At 64.7% G+C, this 16961-nt stretch carries 20 protein-coding genes; 7 read left to right on the plus strand and 13 right to left on the minus strand.

The window, feature by feature from the left end:
- Positions 1-33 precede the first annotated feature (33 nt).
- From B4L36_RS14795 to B4L36_RS14815, 5 genes are all read left to right on the plus strand, one after another.
- On the plus strand, positions 34-363 hold the full coding sequence (locus B4L36_RS14795) for a tRNA-binding protein (protein ID WP_292958842.1): 330 nt from the start codon (positions 34-36) through the stop codon (positions 361-363).
- Entirely contained in the window at positions 363-1313 is a 951-nt protein-coding gene (locus B4L36_RS14800; RefSeq protein WP_292958753.1) for an NAD(P)-dependent oxidoreductase, read from the plus strand. The genes B4L36_RS14795 and B4L36_RS14800 overlap by 1 nt, the downstream gene beginning before the upstream one ends.
- A gap of 75 nt (positions 1314-1388) precedes the next feature.
- Positions 1389-1589 (plus strand): CsbD family protein, encoded by a 201-nt coding sequence (locus B4L36_RS14805; protein ID WP_292958755.1) that lies wholly within the window; start codon positions 1389-1391, stop codon positions 1587-1589.
- Positions 1590-1733: 144 nt separating this feature from the next.
- On the plus strand, positions 1734-2984 hold the full coding sequence (locus B4L36_RS14810) for a glycerate kinase type-2 family protein (protein WP_292958757.1): 1251 nt from the start codon (positions 1734-1736) through the stop codon (positions 2982-2984).
- Positions 2985-3011: 27 nt separating this feature from the next.
- Entirely contained in the window at positions 3012-3992 is a 981-nt protein-coding gene (locus B4L36_RS14815) for a CorA family divalent cation transporter (RefSeq protein ID WP_292958759.1), read from the plus strand.
- A 51-nt stretch (positions 3993-4043) separates the two neighbouring features.
- Here B4L36_RS14815 and B4L36_RS14820 read toward each other — a convergent pair whose 3' ends face one another.
- From B4L36_RS14820 to B4L36_RS14865, 10 genes are all read right to left on the minus strand, one after another.
- Positions 4044-4331, minus strand: a complete 288-nt coding sequence (locus B4L36_RS14820; protein WP_292958761.1) for a protealysin inhibitor emfourin — start codon at positions 4329-4331, stop codon at positions 4044-4046.
- Between the two features lie 138 nt (positions 4332-4469).
- Positions 4470-5576: a M4 family metallopeptidase gene (locus B4L36_RS14825; protein ID WP_292958763.1), complete on the minus strand. Its 1107-nt coding sequence runs from the start codon at positions 5574-5576 to the stop codon at positions 4470-4472.
- A 105-nt stretch (positions 5577-5681) separates the two neighbouring features.
- Positions 5682-6689: a sn-glycerol-3-phosphate import ATP-binding protein UgpC gene (locus B4L36_RS14830; RefSeq protein WP_292958765.1), complete on the minus strand. Its 1008-nt coding sequence runs from the start codon at positions 6687-6689 to the stop codon at positions 5682-5684.
- Position 6690: 1 nt separating this feature from the next.
- Positions 6691-7539: a sn-glycerol-3-phosphate ABC transporter permease UgpE gene (gene ugpE, locus B4L36_RS14835; protein ID WP_292958767.1), complete on the minus strand. Its 849-nt coding sequence runs from the start codon at positions 7537-7539 to the stop codon at positions 6691-6693.
- Complete coding sequence (ugpA, locus tag B4L36_RS14840; protein ID WP_292958769.1) at positions 7539-8417, minus strand: sn-glycerol-3-phosphate ABC transporter permease UgpA; 879 nt, start codon at positions 8415-8417, stop codon at positions 7539-7541. The genes ugpE and ugpA overlap by 1 nt, the downstream gene beginning before the upstream one ends.
- 72 nt (positions 8418-8489) lie before the next feature.
- On the minus strand, positions 8490-9803 hold the full coding sequence (gene ugpB, locus B4L36_RS14845; RefSeq protein ID WP_292958771.1) for a sn-glycerol-3-phosphate ABC transporter substrate-binding protein UgpB: 1314 nt from the start codon (positions 9801-9803) through the stop codon (positions 8490-8492).
- A gap of 107 nt (positions 9804-9910) precedes the next feature.
- Positions 9911-10948 (minus strand): DUF808 domain-containing protein, encoded by a 1038-nt coding sequence (locus B4L36_RS14850; protein ID WP_292958773.1) that lies wholly within the window; start codon positions 10946-10948, stop codon positions 9911-9913.
- Between the two features lie 160 nt (positions 10949-11108).
- Complete coding sequence (locus tag B4L36_RS14855) at positions 11109-11672, minus strand: fasciclin domain-containing protein (protein WP_292958775.1); 564 nt, start codon at positions 11670-11672, stop codon at positions 11109-11111.
- Between the two features lie 98 nt (positions 11673-11770).
- A complete protein-coding gene (locus B4L36_RS14860) occupies positions 11771-12487 on the minus strand; it encodes an anti-sigma factor (protein WP_292958777.1) in 717 nt (238 codons plus the stop codon).
- Positions 12484-13050: a sigma-70 family RNA polymerase sigma factor gene (locus tag B4L36_RS14865; RefSeq protein ID WP_292958779.1), complete on the minus strand. Its 567-nt coding sequence runs from the start codon at positions 13048-13050 to the stop codon at positions 12484-12486. The genes B4L36_RS14860 and B4L36_RS14865 overlap by 4 nt, the downstream gene beginning before the upstream one ends.
- 119 nt (positions 13051-13169) lie before the next feature.
- On the opposite strand from B4L36_RS14865, the gene cobS reads away from it, so the two are divergent.
- Positions 13170-14141 carry a cobaltochelatase subunit CobS gene (cobS, locus tag B4L36_RS14870; protein WP_292958844.1) on the plus strand — a complete coding sequence of 324 codons (972 nt, stop codon included), beginning with the start codon at positions 13170-13172 and terminating at the stop codon, positions 14139-14141.
- 204 nt (positions 14142-14345) lie between these two features.
- On the opposite strand, the gene B4L36_RS14875 is transcribed toward cobS, so the two are convergent.
- The 3 genes from B4L36_RS14875 to fumC all read right to left on the minus strand — a co-directional run bounded on the left by B4L36_RS14875 (position 14346) and on the right by fumC (position 16278).
- The gene (locus tag B4L36_RS14875; RefSeq protein ID WP_292958781.1) at positions 14346-14618 is read right to left on the minus strand and encodes a ribbon-helix-helix domain-containing protein; all 273 of its coding nucleotides are present in this window, start codon (positions 14616-14618) and stop codon (positions 14346-14348) included.
- Positions 14611-14811, minus strand: coding sequence for a DUF4169 family protein (locus tag B4L36_RS14880; protein ID WP_292958783.1), 201 nt, complete (start codon positions 14809-14811; stop codon positions 14611-14613). The genes B4L36_RS14875 and B4L36_RS14880 overlap by 8 nt, the downstream gene beginning before the upstream one ends.
- Before the next feature lie 72 nt (positions 14812-14883).
- The gene (gene fumC / locus B4L36_RS14885) at positions 14884-16278 is read right to left on the minus strand and encodes a class II fumarate hydratase (protein WP_292958785.1); all 1395 of its coding nucleotides are present in this window, start codon (positions 16276-16278) and stop codon (positions 14884-14886) included.
- A 157-nt stretch (positions 16279-16435) separates the two neighbouring features.
- On the opposite strand from fumC, the gene B4L36_RS14890 reads away from it, so the two are divergent.
- Positions 16436-16961, plus strand: a 526-nt coding sequence (locus B4L36_RS14890; RefSeq protein ID WP_292958787.1) for a hypothetical protein, incomplete at its 3' end; no start/stop codon positions are given.

Raw genomic sequence — 16961 nt, forward strand, 5'->3', positions numbered from 1 at the left:
GTTGCGCCCTGCCGATGCGAGAAACCGCGCATGATGATCGGTTTCGACGATTTCATGAAGGTCGATATCAGGGTCGGCACGATCGTCCGGGCCGAACCTTTCCCCGAGGCGCGAAAGCCAGCCATCAAACTGTGGCTGGATCTTGGGGAACTGGGCCAGCGCAAATCCTCGGCCCAGATCACGAAACATTATACACCCGAAGCCCTGGTCGGAAGGCAGGCCCTGTGCGTGGTGAATTTTCCGCCGCGCCAGATCGGTCCGGTCATGTCCGAGGTGCTGGTTCTGGGCGTGCCCGACGATGCCGGCGAGGTGGTGCTGATCGCGCCGGATCTGTCCGTGCCTGACGGGGGAAGGTTGTTCTGATGAAGCTTCTGGTCACGCGCCCGATGACGGATCGGGCGACCGCATCCATCGCCGCGCAGTTCGATGCGACCTTCCGCGACAACACGCCGCTGGACGAGGCGGGCGCGGCGCGGGCCTTGCGCGACTATGACGCGATCCTGCCGACGCTGGGCGACGCCTTCACGGCGGGTGCCTTTGCCGGCGGCGATCTGCGCTGCCGGATGCTGGCGAATTTCGGCGCCGGCTACAACCATATCGACATTGCCGCGGCGCGGGCGGCGGGGGTTGCGGTTTCGAACACGCCGGACGTGGTGACAAACGCCACCGCCGATATCGCGCTGACGCTGATCCTGATGGCGATGCGTCGGGCCAGCGAGGGCGAGGCGCTGCTGCGCGCGGGCAAATGGACCGGCTGGAACCCGACGCAGCTTCTGGGCGGCCATGTCAGCGGCGCGACGGTCGGCATCATCGGCATGGGCCGGATCGGCAAGGCGATCGCCCGGCGCTGCCATCTGGGATTCGGGATGCGGGTCGTCTTTCACAACCGCTCGACCGTTTCCTCGCTGGATATTCCCGCCCAGCAGATGCCCGGCCTGTGCGAGACCCTGGCGGCCGCTGATGTGGCAGTGGTCGCGGTTCCCGGCGGCGGCGGCACCCGGCACATGATCGGCGGGCCGGAACTGCGCGCCCTGGGGTCGGCGGGCTATCTGGTCAATATCGCGCGGGGCGACGTGGTCGAGGAAGCGGCGCTGATCGAGGCACTGAACAGCGCAACGATCGCCGGGGCGGGGCTGGATGTCTACGAGGCCGAACCCCACATTCCGCAGGCCCTGATTCAGGCGCCCAATGTCACCCTGCTGCCGCATCTGGGCACGGCCACGGAAACGGTGCGGACGGATATGGGGATGCGGGCATTGCAGAATCTGCTGGACCATCGCAACGGAGGACGGGCGCGCGATCTGGTGAACTGACTTATGTTGGTTCTTGGAACCGCGGCCTCTGTCCGGCCGTTGTTCCCGCGATCATCAAGACCAAAGGAGGTCGCTATGAATTGGGATGTTGTCCAAGGCAAGTGGAAACAGGTCAAGGGTTCGGTCCAGGAAAAGTGGGGCGAACTGACCAATGACGAGCTGGATCAGATCGACGGCAACAAGGATCGTCTGGCTGGAAAGCTTCAGGAGAAATACGGCTGGAGCAAGGACGAGGCCGATCGCGAGATCGACAATTATTTTCGCGACAGCGTCTAGGGCCGATCCTTGACGCGCGACAGCGAGGGGCGCCGGGAAGGCGCCCTTTTTCATGGCGCCCGGCTGTTCGATGATGCGGCCGGCGGCGGTCGGGCTTGCTCCGGGGCTCTTTCCATCCGGCCGCAAATCCCGGAATATGCAGCCATGACCAAGACAGACAATCCTCTGGCTTCGAAGGCGCTTGCGCTTGTCTGGATCGGGATCGGGGCCGCCGATCCGTCGCTGGCCGTCAATGCGGCCATGCCGTCGGTGATCGCTGATCCGCCGCGTTCAGGCGGTTCCTGGCGGATTATTGCAGTGGGAAAGGCCGCGCGCGCCATGGCGATGACGGCGATGAAGCAATTGCCCGACGCGCAGACGCTGATCGTGACCAATGCCGGCAACGATGCGCCGCTGATGCGGGCCGAGGTGCTGCGCGCCGGGCATCCGGTGCCGGACGAGGACGGCGCGCAGGCCGCCCGCCGGGTTGCGGAGAGACTGGCTGAAAGCCGCCCGGCAGATCGGATCCTGGCGCTGATCTCGGGCGGCGGTTCGGCGATGTTGCCCGCCCCGGTCGAGGGGGTGACCCTGACCGAGAAGCAAGAGGTCAACAGGCTGCTGCTGGCATCGGGCGCCGACATCCGCGAAACCAACCTGATCCGGCAGGCCTTGTCGCGACTGAAGGGCGGCGGCTGGCTGCGTCAGGGGCCGGCGCCGATCACGGCGCTGATCCTTTCGGATGTTCCGGGTGACGATCTGCGGGTGGTGGCCTCGGGGCCGACGGTCGCGCCGATCGGAACCATCGCCGAAGCGGCACGGACGGCGCGCGCGCTGGAGATATGGGATCGGCTGCCCGATGCTGTCCGCGCCGCCCTGTCGCGGTCCGATGATCGCGGCGATCTGCCCGAGGCGCGCAATATTCTTGTCGGCTCGAACAGGCACAGCGTTCAGGCCATGGTCGCAGCCGGAGGATGTGACGGGGCCGTGCCGCTGGAGGGCGATGTCGAGGATTGCGCCCGTGTCTTGGTCGCTGCGGCGCGGCAGGCACGTCCCGGTGTTCCGCTGGTCTTCGGTGGCGAGACGACCGTGCGCCTGACCGGCAAGGGCATGGGCGGACGCAATCAGGAATTGGCCTTGCGGTTCGCGCGGGCTGCGGCGGAAGGGGGATTGAAGGGTGACTGGTGCTTTGCCTCGGTCGGCAGCGACGGCCGCGACGGGCCGGGCGAGGCAGCAGGCGGCATCGTCGATCCCGGTACGCTGACGCGGATCGAGGCGGCGGGCATCGATCTGGACCGGGTGCTTGCCGACAACGATTCCACCCCCGCGCTTGCCGCCGCAGGCGGTTTGGTCCAAACCGGACCGACAGGCACCAATGTCGCCGATCTGGCCGTTTTCCTGCGCGGCGCCGAAATCTAGACCCGGACCGCAAGGGAACGATTGCCGATGATCTACGCCTACGAGATTCGCAATGGCCGCTTGTCGCGTCTGGCGGACCTTGCCGATCTGCGCCGCGCCGTCTGGATCGACGCGGTCGTTCCCACCGAAGACGAGGTGACGCAGATACGCCAGCTTGGCCTCGAGGTTCCCAGTCTGGCCGAGATGGAAGAAATCGAGATCTCCAACCGTCTGTATCGCGAGGACGGCTTCGACTACATGACGGCCGTTCTGCCCGGCGAACGCGCTGATGGCCAGCGCGCGGCGATGCCGGTCAGTTTCATCCTGTCGTCCGAGCGTCTGGTGACAGTCCGTCACCATGCGCCCCGGCCGTTCCTGACCTTTCCCGCGAGGGCCGAACGATCGACCCTTGGCTGCGGCACGGTGGACAGGCTGTTCTCGGGGCTGGTGGAAGAGATCATCGCGCGCCTGGCCGACATCCTCGAAAATTCGGGTCGGCTGCTGGACGAGACGACCGCGGGCGTGTTCGAAAGCCGCCCCGGCGCGACCGGGCGCCGCGCGCGCGGCACGGCCGATCGCCTGCAAACGGCGCTGCGCGAGGTGGGGCGCGAGGCGGACCTGATGGCTCGGGTGCGCCTTGGCCTGCTGACGGTCGAACGGATTCTGGCCTTCTATACCGCGACCATCGACGAACGGCCCGAACCCGAAAGGCTGCGCCCGGTGATCCGGGGCCATATGCGCGACATCCAGGCGCTGGAAGTCCATGCCGATTTTCTGGGCTCACGGGTCAGTCTGGCGGTGGACACGACCCTGGGCATGATCAATCTGGAACAGAACAACACGGTGCGCATCCTGTCGGTGATCGCAGCCCTCTTCCTGCCGCCGACGCTGATCGCCAGCATCTACGGGATGAACTTCACCTCGATGCCGGAACTGGACACCGCATGGGGCTATCCCGCCGCGCTGCTGCTGATGGCGGCAACGGCCGGGGGAACGTGGCTGGTGCTGCGCTGGAAGAACTGGCTGTAGCCCGGAGGCGGCTATCGGCCTGCCGCACTTGGGGCAGGGACGGCCAAGATCCTACATCTGGTCGATCAGGTCCAGCATCTGGGGTGGAAGCTGATCCTCGCGAATCGTGAAGACATGCGCGCCGGCCTGCCGGTCGGTGACGGTGATGCGATAGGTCATCATGTCAGCGCCCCGGCGCGCGCCAGATTTCGAGGCAAGCTGGCTCAGATCGCGCGGCTCGAACGCCTCGCAGATTTCCTGCCGCATCTGCGGGGTCTGCTGATCCACGTCGATCCGCTTGTTCATGGCGGCGGCCGGAACTCCGGCAAAGCCGCCGCTGGACGATATTTCGATGATCATGGCAACACACCCGGCGCCTATCGCTGCACAACCCATATGCGCAGAAGATAAGGCGGGAAAGGCGGTCCGGCAAGATCACCGAAAGGATAGGGGCAGGCCGGACGCGCCGCCGGACCCCGGAAAACGACCGAGGTCGCCCTAGCCCGGCAGTCCGACCAGCTTCCAGGCCCGTCGCAGCAACACCATCTCGGGGCTGCCCATGCCGTAAAGCGTGATCGCGGCGGCGACGGTCTGGTCAGACCATTCGGCGAAGGTGGCCAGCGGATTGTTCATCTCTTGCAGGGCGCGATACCAGATCTGGCCCGGCTTTTCCCAGGATGGCCCGCCCAGCAACATGCAATACAGATAGAAGGCATGGTTCGGGATCCCGGAATTGATGTGGACGCCGCCATCGTCGTCCTTGGTGGACAGGAAATTGTCCATGTGAAAGGGTTGCGGATCCTGACCCAGAAGATCGTCGTGATAGGCTGTGCCTGGCGCCTTCAGACTGCGCAGCCCGACGCCCTTGATGTCCGGACCCAGCAATTCGCCCCCGATGATCCAGTCGGCCTCCGCCGGTGTCTGCTTCAGCTGATGCTGGACCGAGATCGCGGCGAAGACGTCGGCCAGGCTTTCGTTCAGCGCGCCCGACTGATCCTGATAGATCAGCCCGCCGGAATACTGGATCACGCCATGGGTCATTTCATGCGCGATCACCGTGGGGTCGATGAAACTGCGAAACAGCTTTCCGTCGCCATTGCCGAAGGCCATCTGATCGCCATCCCAGAAGGCGTTGTTGTAGTTGCGCCGGTGGTTCACGGTCGCCAGCAGCGGCATCCCGTGACCGTCCAGCGAATCGCGGTCGAACTGATCGGCGTAAAGCGAAAACACCTCGCCCATCGCATCATACATGCGGTCGGCATCCGCGATCCCGGCGGGCGGATCGCCTTCCGCCCGGACCAGCGTGCCGGGAAGGGCCGCCTTGTGCTGGCCGTCATGGACGCGGCGGTCGGGGCGGTACCGGCTGGCCCTTGCGCCACGCTTTCGTCGCGCGACAGCGGCGGCTGGCGGCATATCGGGGCCGGGCGTGCCGGGATGGACGTGATCCTCGCGTTCCTGGCGCAGTTGCTGCGTCTGCTTCAGCAGGCTGCGCGCCATTTCGGCAGTGCGTTCATCGCCCCGCAAGGCGATCACGCGCAGCATGTGGGGCGGGACGATGCACTGGATCGAGCGGATGGGGTCGCGCGAACAGACCGAATGGCACATGCGTATTCACCTCTGGCTGGAGAATCGAGGTTAACACAGCCCGTACCCGGAACAAAGACGGAACATGAGTCGCTGCTCACCGATCACCCGCGGCCGAAAGGGCGTTCAGTCCAGCCGCTTGCCGCTTTTATCGTCGAAGCGATGCAGGGCCTCGGGGGCGGCATTCAGGCGCAGCCTGTCGGACAATTCGCCATGCGAGGGCAGGGCGATCGTCACGTCGGCGCCGTTGACCTTGCCGTGGACCAGGCGCTGTGCGCCCAGTTCCTCGATCGCGCCGACCTGCATCTCGATCGGGCCGTCGGGATCGGGAACCAGATCCTCGGGGCGGATGCCGATCACGGCGGCATGGGCGCTGCCGGGCAGATGCGGCACGGCGCGGGCCGGAATCAGGTTCATTGCCGGGCTGCCGATGAATCCGGCCACGAAGGTCGAGGCGGGACGGCGATAGACATCCAGCGGGGTGCCGATCTGTTCGACCTGACCGGCATTCAAAACGACCAGCCGATCGGCCAGTGTCATCGCCTCAAGCTGGTCATGGGTAACGTAGATCGAGGTCGTCCGCAGTCGTTTCTGCAAGTCCTTGATTTCCAGGCGCATCGCCACGCGCAACTTGGCGTCAAGGTTGGACAGCGGTTCGTCGAACAGAAAGGCTGCCGGTTCGCGCACGATGGCGCGGCCCATTGCCACGCGCTGACGCTGCCCGCCCGACAGGGCACGCGGCTTGCGGTCCAGAAACGGGCCGATTTGCAGGATTGCGGCGGCCTCGTCCACGCGCCGGGTGATCTCGGCCTTGGGCGTGCGGCGGTTCTTCAGGCCGTAAGCCAGGTTCTGACGCACCGACATATGCGGATAGAGGGCGTAGTTCTGAAACACCATCGCGATGTCGCGGTCGGCGGGTTCGACCTTGTTGACCACGCGGTCACCGATCCGGACCTCGCCTTCGGTGATGCTTTCCAGTCCCGCGACCATGCGCAGAAGCGTGGATTTGCCGCAGCCCGATGGCCCGACCAGAACGATGAATTCACCGTCAGCGATATCAAGCTTGACGCCGCCCACGGCGCGGCTGCCGCCGGGATAGATCTTGCCGAGATTGTCCAGTTTGATGGATGCCAACTTATTTCTCCGTCTCGACGAGACCTTTGACGAACAGCTTCTGCATTCCGATCACCACCGCGACGGGCGGCAACATGGCCAGCACCGCGGTCGCCATGACCAGATGCCATTGCGGCAGACCGTCGACGGCGTCTGCCATGCGCTTGATGCCGGCGACGATGGTGTAATATTGCGCATCCGTGGTGATCAGCAGCGGCCACAGATATTGATTCCAGCCATAGATGAACAGGATCACGAACAGGGCCGCCATGTTGGTTCGTGACAGCGGCAGCAGGATGTCGCGAAAGAACTTCATCGGCCCGGCGCCGTCGATCCGCGCGGCCTCGACCAACTCGTCGGGCATGGTCAGGAACACCTGTCGGAACAGGAAGGTGGCGGTGGCGCTGGCGATCAGCGGAACCGAGAGCCCGGCATAGGAATTCAGCAGGCCCAGCCCCGCCACGACCTGAAAGGTCGGCACGATGCGGACCTCGACCGGCAGCATCAGCGTCACGAAGATGCACCAGAAGGCCAGCCCGCGAAGCGGAAAGCGGAAATAGACGATGGCGAAGGCCGACAGGATCGAGATGGCGATCTTGCCGATGGCGATCGACAGCGCCATGACAAGGCTGTTGAACATCATCCGCGCGACCGGCGGTGTGCCGCTGGTCGAGACGCCGCTGTCCAGCATCCGGGCATAATTCTCGACCAGATGGGGGCCGGGCCACATCGGCACGGTGCCCGACATGAAATCGGTCGCGGACCGGGTCGAGGCGACGAAGGCCACCCACACGGGCAGGGCGACGATCACGACGCCGAGGATCAGCACCAGATGGGCGAGGATGTTCAGGCCGGGGCGATTTTCGATCATCAGTATTCGACCTTCTTTTCGACCCAGCGGAACTGGATGATCGTCAGCGTGATCACCAGCAGCATCAAGACCACCGATTGCGCCGCCGAACTGCCGATATTCTGTCCCACGAAACCGTCGAAATACACCTTGTAGACCATGATGTTGGTGGCCCGCGCGGGTCCGCCCTCGGTCGTGGCGTCGATGACGCCGAAGGTCTCGAACATGGCATAGACGATATTGATCACGAGCAGAAAGAAGGTCGTGGGCGACAGCAGCGGAAAGGTGATGTCGAAGAAACGCCTGACGGGGCCGGCGCCGTCGATGGCGGCGGCCTCGCGCATGGAGGCCGGAATGGCCTGCAGGCCGGCGACGAAGAACAGGAAGTTGTAGCTGATCTGCTTCCACGCGCTGGCGATGACGACAAGGATCATCGCATCGGTCTTGGAACTGACATGGTTCCAGTCATAGCCGATGACATCCAGCACATAGGGCATGATGCCGATGGTCGGGTTGAAGATGAACCACCACAGGATGCCGGCCACGGCCGGCGCGACCGCATAGGGCCAGACCAGCAGGGTTGTGTAGACGCGCGCCGATTTCAGCATCCGGTCCACGGCCACCGCCAGCAGCAGCGCCACGCCCATCGACACGACCGTCACGGAGACGGCGAAAACCGCCGTGACCTTCACCGATTCCAGGTATTCCGGACTGTCCAGCAGCGCCCGGAAATTCGCCAGCCCCACGAAGCTTGTATTGATGCCAAAGGCGTCTTCGCGCAGGAAACTTTGCCTGATCGCCTGGCCGGCGGGCCAGAGGAAGAAGATGAAGGTAATGGCCAGCTGTGGGGCCAGCAGCAGCCATGGCAGCAACTGATTGCTGAAAATTGTGCGCTTCATCGCATCTCCGGGTGGTGCGGGCCGGTCGGCAAGGGATGGGGACCGCGACCGATCGCGGCCCCCGATCCGTTCCTACTGGTTTTGCGCCTGGAATTCCTCGAGCAGCTTGTTGCCCCGCTCGACCACCGAATCCAGCGCGCCCTGGGCGTCTTTCGAACCGGCCAGAAGCTGTTCGAATTCCTCGTCGATGATGCCGCGGATCTGGACGTAATTGCCAAAGCGCAGACCCTTGGAATTCTCGGTCGGCGGGTTCAGCGTGATCTCTTTCAGGCCGGTATCGGCGCCGGGATTGTCGGCGAAGAAGCCCGACATCTGGTCCGCCGCAGCCTGCGTGATCGGCAGATAACCCGAGAACGAGGCCCAGTCGGCCTGGACATCGGGCGAAGAGAGATATTCGAAGAACCTGGCGGCGCCCTTGTATTCCTCCTCCGGGCGTCCCGACAGAACCCACAGGGTCGCGCCGCCGATGATGGTGTTTTGCGGCGCGCCCTCGACATCGTCGTAATAGGGCAGCATCCCGAAGCCGACCTGGAAATCCTGGGCATTGGCCAGGACACCGGCACGGCTGGCCGAACTGTTCATGATCATCGCGCATTCCTGCGAATAGAACATGGGCGGTGCGTTGTCGCCGCCGACCGGGCCGCCATATTTGAAGATGCCTTCATCGGCCCATTTCTTGAGGTTTTCCCAATGCTTGACCTGAACCGGGCCGTTCAGCGACAGCCGCGCATCCAGTCCGCCGAAGCCGTTCTGTTCGGTGCCGACCGGCTGGTTGTGCCAGGCGCTGAAATTCTCGGTCTGGATCCAGCTGACCCAGCCGGTGGTGAAGCCGCAGGACGCGGCGCCCGAATCGATGATCTTCTTCGAGAATTCTTCCATCTCGCCCCAGGTCTTCGGGGGCTGTTCCGGGTCCAGGCCGGCCTTCTCGAACACATCCTTGTTGTAATACAGGATCGGCGTCGAGCTGTTGAACGGCATCGACAGCATGTTGCCGTCAGTGTCCGTATAATAGCCCACGACCGCCGGCAGGAAGGCGTTCGGGTCGAACTGGACATCGTTGTCCTGCATCAGTTGATAGACCGGGACGATGGCGCCCTGGGCGGCCATCATGGTTCCGGTGCCGACCTCGAAGACCTGCACGATGGTCGGCTGCTGCTTGGCGCGGAACGCCGCGATGGCGGCGGTCATCGTCTCGGGATAGGTGCCCTTGTAGGACGGGACGACCTTGTATTCGTTCTGGCTGTCATTGAAGCCCTGGACGATTTCTTCCAGCTTGGAGCCCAGCTCGCCGCCCATGGCGTGCCACCACTGGATTTCGGTCTGGGCATTGGCGGCCGACAGCGACGCGATCAGCGCCACCGCGGAAGCGGTAATCAGGCGTTTCATGTTCTTCCTCCCCTCAGGAGTTGTGGATCGCTACCGGACCTAGCGGTCTCGCATGACGGAAGCGCAACTCTTTCGTGAGGCAAATGTGACAGTCTTTGACCAGACGGTCAACGCGGATCGCCGCTGCTCTTTTCCTCGGCCTTTTGCGGGCCTTTGCCGCCAAGGACCCGCTTTGCCGAAGCGATCAGCGGAATGATTGTGGCCGACAGCGCGGGATTGATCAGGTATTCGACCAGCGGGATCAGAATCAGCCCCAGCAGCAGGCCGAAGATTCCGTCGAAAAAGGCGGTGGTCATCCAGGCGACTGCGCCCGGCGCCCGTGGAACCGCCTCGGCAGCCTTCGCCGCGGTCTCCTCGATCCAGCCATAGATGACTTGCCAGCCCATCTCGGAGAGGCCGTGCAGGATGATGTTGCCGCCGACCCACAACATCGCGGCGGTGCCGACGATGGTCAGAGTCTTCATCAGGCCCGGCATCACCTTGACGATGCCGCGACCAAGCGAGGCCAGCGCACCGCTGCGCCCGGTCGCCAGATGCACGCCCAGATCATCGGCCTTCACGATCAGCGCCACCGCGCCATAGACGGCCACGGTGATCCCGATGGCCACGACGAACAGGATCAGCGCCTTCGTCCACAGCGTGTCGCTGGCCGGAATGGTCGACAACGCGATGGTCATGATCTCGGCCGAGAGGATGAAATCGGTCTTGATCGCCCCCGCCACGCGCTTCTCCTCCAGCGCCGCGCCGGCGCCTTCGGGGCGGATGTGTTTCTGGCTGTCGTGGCGGTCTGTGCGGACAAAGATCTGGGCGACCTTCTCGGCGCCTTCGAAACACAGATAGCCGCCGCCGATCATCAGAAGCGGCGTGATCAGCCAGGGCGCGAAGGCCGACAGCAGCAGGCCGACCGGCAGCAGGATCACCAGCTTGTTGAAGATCGACCCCTTGGCGATCTTCCAGACGATCGGAATCTCGCGGCTTGCATCGAAGCCGTCTACGTATTTCGGCGTCACCGCCGCATCGTCGATCACGGCTCCGGCCGCCTTGGCGCCGGCCTTGGCGGCCTGTCCCGCCACATCGTCGATGGACGTGGCCGCGACCTTCGAGATGGCCGCGACATCGTCCAGAAGCGCAATGAGTCCGCTCATGCCCGCATCTGTCCTTGCCCCGTTTTCCGTCCCAACCGTGACGATGCAACGCGCGGCGCGCAAGGCGGTTCGGGGGTTCGGACAGGAAAAAGGCCCGCGCGGAAGGGGATTCGCGCGGGCCAGTCGACCCGCCGGGGAAGGCGGGCCGGTCTGTGCCGTATTACATCATCTTCGGCATCAGAACCGTGTCGATCACGTGGACGACGCCGTTCGCCTGCTTGACATCCGGCGTGGTCACGGTCGCGACAGTGCCGTTTTCGTCGGTCAGCTGCAGCGCCTGATTGTCGGGGTTGATCGAGGCAGTCAGTTTGCAGCCGCCCACGGTGTCGATTGCATAGCTGCCGCCATTATCCTTGATCATCTTGCCGATGGCGGGCGACATCGCGTCCGCGGCGGCGACATGGCAGGTCAGGACCTTGGTCAGCATGTCCTTGTTTTCAGGCTTCAGCAGGTCAGCCACGGCTTTCTCGGGCAGTTTCGCGAAAGCGGCGTTCGTGGGCGCGAACACGGTGAACGGTCCGGGTCCCATCAGCGTTTCGACCAGACCCGCGGCCTTAACCGCCGAGACCAGCGTGGTCAGGTTGGGCGCGTTCGAAGCGTTCTCGACGACGTTGTTCGTCGGCAACATCTCGACGCCGCCGACCATCGTGTTGTCGGCGTAGGCGCCTCCGGCAAGGCTGAGGGCGATGGCGGATGCGGCAAGCGCGGTGGTGAAGCGTTTCATGAATCTTCCTCCGGGTTGGAACAGCCGGTTTTCGGCTGCGATACCCACAGGCACGGAAGCATTCAGGATAAGTTGCGCGGCCGGCGGGGCCGCCCGGATCACGTCGGCGTGAGCGGCGCTATCGCGACGATGGGCCCGGTTGCCTGCCCGGTGGGCGAGCCGCCCTGAGGTTCGTCCGACAGCGCGATCTGGACGCCCTCGTCGGGGTTCAGATCCGAGGGCAGTTCCATCCGCGCATTGCCCGATCGCGGCACCAGGCCCAGCGAGATCGGGTCCGAACCGTCGGGCTTGATCCACCAGATCTCATAGTCGCGGCCCTCGGCGGCGGTCCCCTGTTCCAGCGCGATCTCCATCTCGCGGCCATCCAGCCGGGCGGCGACGCGCAGGCTGTCGTCTTCGGACACGAGTTGTGCCTGGTAATCGGCGGCGACGGGCGCGGTGGTCGGCGTCTGTCCGGGCATCCACAGGAACAGGGCGACGGCCGCGACCGCCACCAGGCCGGTCAGCGCGCCGATGGGCCCGCGCCACCACGGCGCCGCGCGCGCCGACGGGTCGTCGGCCAGCGGCGCGCGTCCATGGCCCAGCTGTTCGCGGATGCGCTGCCGCGCACGGGCAGGCGCCATCACCGGCGTCAGGTTCAGCGCAAGGCCCGCCAGTCGCTCTTGCCAGTCGCGCACGGCCTGGGCGAAGGCCGGATCCTGCGCCAGCCGCGCGACGGCGGCCTGTGCCTCGTCCCCGTCAAGCAGGCCAAGGGCCAGTTCCGCCGCCAGCGCGTCGTCTTCCTGTTCCGGGGTCAGGGGCGTGTCCTCGTTCATTGACCCACGCAATCCTTCAGGCGCAACAGGCTGCGGCGCAGCCAGCTGCGGACGGTGTTGATCGGCTTGCCCTCGCGGGCGGCCAGATCGGCATAGGTTTCCCCTTCCAGATAGACGGCGCGGACGGCACCGGCCTGCGGCTCGCCCAGTTGTGCAAGGCATTCATCCAGCATCCGGCGCTCCTGGGCGCGGATCGTCGCGGCCTCGGGGCCGGGCTCGGCCGAGGGGACCGCGTCGGCGGCCTCGGCCGGCGCCGTGGCAGGACGGGACTTGCGCGCCCGAAGCCGGTCGATCGAGCGGTTGCGGGCGATGGTGATCAGCCAGGTCATCGGCGACAGGCCGTTCGAGGCATAGCGCGCCGCATTCTGCCAGATCCTGACATAGACCTCTTGCAGGGTCTCTTCGGCTTCGGGACGGTCCTTCAGCAGCGACAGGCAGACCGCATGCAGTTTCGCCGAGGTCGCGTCATACAGCGCATCGAAGGCCTCGCGGTCGGCCAGGGCCACCCGCGCGATCATTTCCTCCAGCTCGACCCTGCGCGCCTCTTTCAAAGCCACGTTCATTCCCATCCTTGTTCGCAGGGCAGATTAGGCAGGGTCTTCGCACACGTCAACGCGACCCTGTCTTGCGCGCGCCGCACGAATGCGCGATCAAGGCGGCGTTGCGAGGAAAGGGCCCGATGATGCTGGACATGAACGCCAAACCCACCGAGGAAATCGACCTGCGTGAAACCTTCGGGCTGGACAGCGACATGAAGGTCAGGGGCTTTGCCGAGCGCAGCGACCGGGTGCCCGAGATCGACAGCACCTACAAGTTCGACCCCGACACCACGCTCGCGATCCTCGCGGGCTTTGCCTATAACCGCCGGGTGATGATCCAGGGCTATCACGGCACCGGCAAGTCCACCCATATCGAACAGGTGGCGGCCCGGCTTAACTGGCCGTGTGTGCGCGTCAACCTGGACAGCCATGTCAGCCGCATCGACCTGATCGGCAAGGACGCGATCAAGCTGGTCGATGGCAAGCAGGTGACGGTGTTTCACGAAGGCATCCTGCCCTGGGCGCTGCGCAACCCGACCGCGATCGTCTTCGACGAATACGATGCCGGCCGCGCCGACGTGATGTTCGTGATCCAGCGCGTGCTGGAAGCCGACGGCAAGCTGACCCTGCTTGACCAGAACGAGGTCATCACCCCCAATCCCTGCTTCCGGCTGTTTGCGACCGCCAACACCGTGGGCCTGGGCGATACGACCGGCCTCTATCACGGGACCCAGCAGATCAACCAGGGACAGATGGACCGATGGTCGCTGGTCTCGACGCTGAATTATCTGTCCCACGACGCCGAGGCCGCCATCGTGCTGGCCAAGAACCCCAACTACAACAACGAGAAGGGTCGCAAGGCGATCAACCAGATGGTGACGCTGGCGGATCTGACGCGGACGGCCTTCATGCAGGGCGATCTGTCCACCGTGATGTCGCCGCGGACGGTCATTTCATGGGCACAGAACGCGCGCATCTTCGACAATGTGGGCTATGCCTTCCGCCTGACCTTTCTCAACAAATGCGACGAACTCGAGCGTCAGACGGTGGCCGAATTCTACCAGCGCCTGTTCGACGAGGAATTGCCGGAAAGCGCCGCCGCCAGCGCGAAATAGCCGTCCCGCCGCCTGCGGGGGCCGCGCCGCGGGCCGGATGGGCGTGAGATCGTCCGTGATCAGGATCACGGCATCCCCCCCTTGTGGCGGCCGGCGCCGCGCGTCAAGCCCGGTCTTTTCCGGTGAAAAGGCCGGTCCCAGCGTTCCGGCCCCGGACAGGAAAGCACCGGCGTCCGGGCTTGCATGACCTCCGGGCAGGTCAGATCATGCCTGCGTCCCTGCCGTGCGGATCTGCGCCAGACCGCGCTTTGTCTCGGCCAGAACGAACAGCCGCAACGCGGTGGCCAGTCCGACCTCGGGCGGCCGGGCGTGGTCGATCCTGCCGATCAGGCTTGCCCGAGTCTCGCCGCGCCGCTTCGCGAGCGCCGCCAGGTCATGCCAGAATGCATCCTCCAGCGAGACCGAGGTGCGGTGCCCGTCGATCGTCACCGACCGCTTGAGCGGCGGGGTCACGGGGGGCAGGATCGGCTCAGCCATCCGGGCCGGTCTCGTCGGTCCGGTCGATCCTGTGGCTGTCATGGTCGCGCAGGGCGCGGTCCTTTTCCGCCTTGCGCAGATCGCGCAGCGGCTTCGCCTCGCCGAATTTCGCCGCATTCGTGTCGCCCGCCGCGCGGCTGGCATTGCGGGCGCGGTGTTTGCGGGCCTGTCGCAGGTTGATGATTCGGGTCATGGCGTTCCGATGGAAAGGGCCGGGGCGGAGCGGCATACTACCCCGGACCGGCCCGATCCGGTCAAGCGCTGTTCATTCCCTGGGGCCGATCATGTCCTCGGGACGAACGATCCGGTCGAAGGTCTCGGCATCGACGAAGCCAAGCGCGACGGCTTCCTGGCGCAGGGTCGTGCCGTTCCGGTGCGCGGTCTTGGCGACCTTGGTGGCATTGTCATAGCCGATGGAAGGCGCCAGCGCCGTGACCAGCATCAGCGATTCCTTCATCAGCTTGTCGATGCGGGCTGTATTGGCCTGCGTGCCCACCACCATGTTGTCGGTGAAGGACGAGGCCGCATCGCCCAGAAGCTGCATCGACTGGATGACGTTGTAGGACATCATCGGGTTGTAGACGTTCAGTTCGAAATGACCCTGGCTGCCGGCAAAGGTCACGGCGGCGTCGTTGCCCATCACATGCGCGCAGACCATGGTCAGCGCCTCGGCCTGGGTCGGGTTGACCTTGCCGGGCATGATCGAGGATCCGGGCTCGTTTTCGGGCAGGATCAGTTCCCCCAGGCCCGATCGCGGACCCGATCCCAGCAGGCGGATGTCATTGGCGATCTTGAACAACGAGGCAGCGACGGTCTTCAGCGCGCCGGAAAAGAACACCATCGCATCATGGGCGGCCAGCGCCTCGAACTTGTTGGGGGCCGTGACGAAGGGCAGGTCGGTGATGGCGGCGATCTCGGCCGCGATTTCGGTGTCCCAGCCCTTCTTCGTGTTCAGGCCGGTGCCCACGGCGGTGCCGCCCTGCGCCAGTTCGTAGATGTCGCCCAGAGCCAGCTTCACCCGCTCGATTCCCTTGGCGACCTGATGGGCATAGCCGCCGAATTCCTGACCCAGCGTCAGCGGCGTCGCGTCCTGCGTATGGGTGCGGCCGATCTTGATGATGTCCCGGAATTCCTCGGCCTTCGCTGCCAGCGCCTGATGCAGCTTTTCCAGACCGGGAATCAGCACATCGCGCGCCATCATCGCGATGCCGACATGCATCGCCGTGGGAAAGGTATCGTTGCTGGACTGGCCCATGTTCACATGATCATTGGGATGAACCGGGGCCTTGCTGCCCATCTGGCCGCCCAGAATCTCGATCGCGCGGTTGCCGATGACCTCGTTGGCGTTCATGTTCGATTGCGTGCCCGATCCCGTTTGCCAGACGACCAGCGGGAAGTTGTCGTCGAACCGGCCCTCGTAGACCTCGGTCGCGGCCTGTTCCATCGCGCGCCCGATTGCCGGGTCCAGATCGCCGCTTCGCATGTTCACCCGCGCCGCCGCCAGCTTGATCGCGCCAAGCGCGCGGATGATCGCGACCGGCTGGCGTTCCCAGCCGATGGGAAAATTCCTGATCGAACGCTGGGTCTGCGCACCCCAGTATTTCGAGGCATCGACCTCCAGCGGGCCAAAGCTGTCGGTCTCGGTGCGGGTCGTGGTCATCCTGTCGCTCCCATCCTTTGTCGCGCGGGTTTGTAGCGGCCAGCCACTGGACAGGCAATTCGCATCTGTCGTGCAACAGCGACACAGCGACATGGCGTTCCACTGATTGACAGGGTGATTTCAGCCTTTGGTTGTGCTAGACGCATATTTTCCGGGGTTGACGCTGCCTCGGCCCCCGCCGGGACGGCCCGGCCAACGCTGCAGGCTATCAGGAAAGAAACGTATCATGCCAACGCAAACCTGGCTGTATTTCGGAAAGCGGTCGCTTCTGGACCCGACGTCGAAGAACAACATCACCCAGACGCAGGCGAACGCCGCCGTGGGCTGGAACGCCGAGGACAGTTCGCAGTTCGCTCTGACCGACACAACGGGAAGCCCCGTGTCTTCAAGCGGCGGATATCGCACGACCTATCAGACCAGTCCCGGGACCGCCGCCGAATTTTCGTATCGGAATCCGCTGACCGAGGCGAGCGTATCGGGCCAGAAAGTCCAGTCCTTTGTCCAGGCCACGTTCCAGATCAAGGTGCCTGATTATGCCGGCGGCCAGGTGCTGACCAGAAGCGGCGTGGTCATTCAGATGCAGAACGGCGACGTGTTCCTTCGCCCGCGAACCGACGCGCTTGAAAGCTGGGACAATATCCCGGCGATCCAGAAAATCACGGTCGCTTCCGCCACGCCTTTTG

The organism is Paracoccus sp. UBA889, assembly GCA_002294185.1.
Taxonomy (GTDB): Bacteria; Pseudomonadota; Alphaproteobacteria; order Rhodobacterales; family Rhodobacteraceae; genus Paracoccus.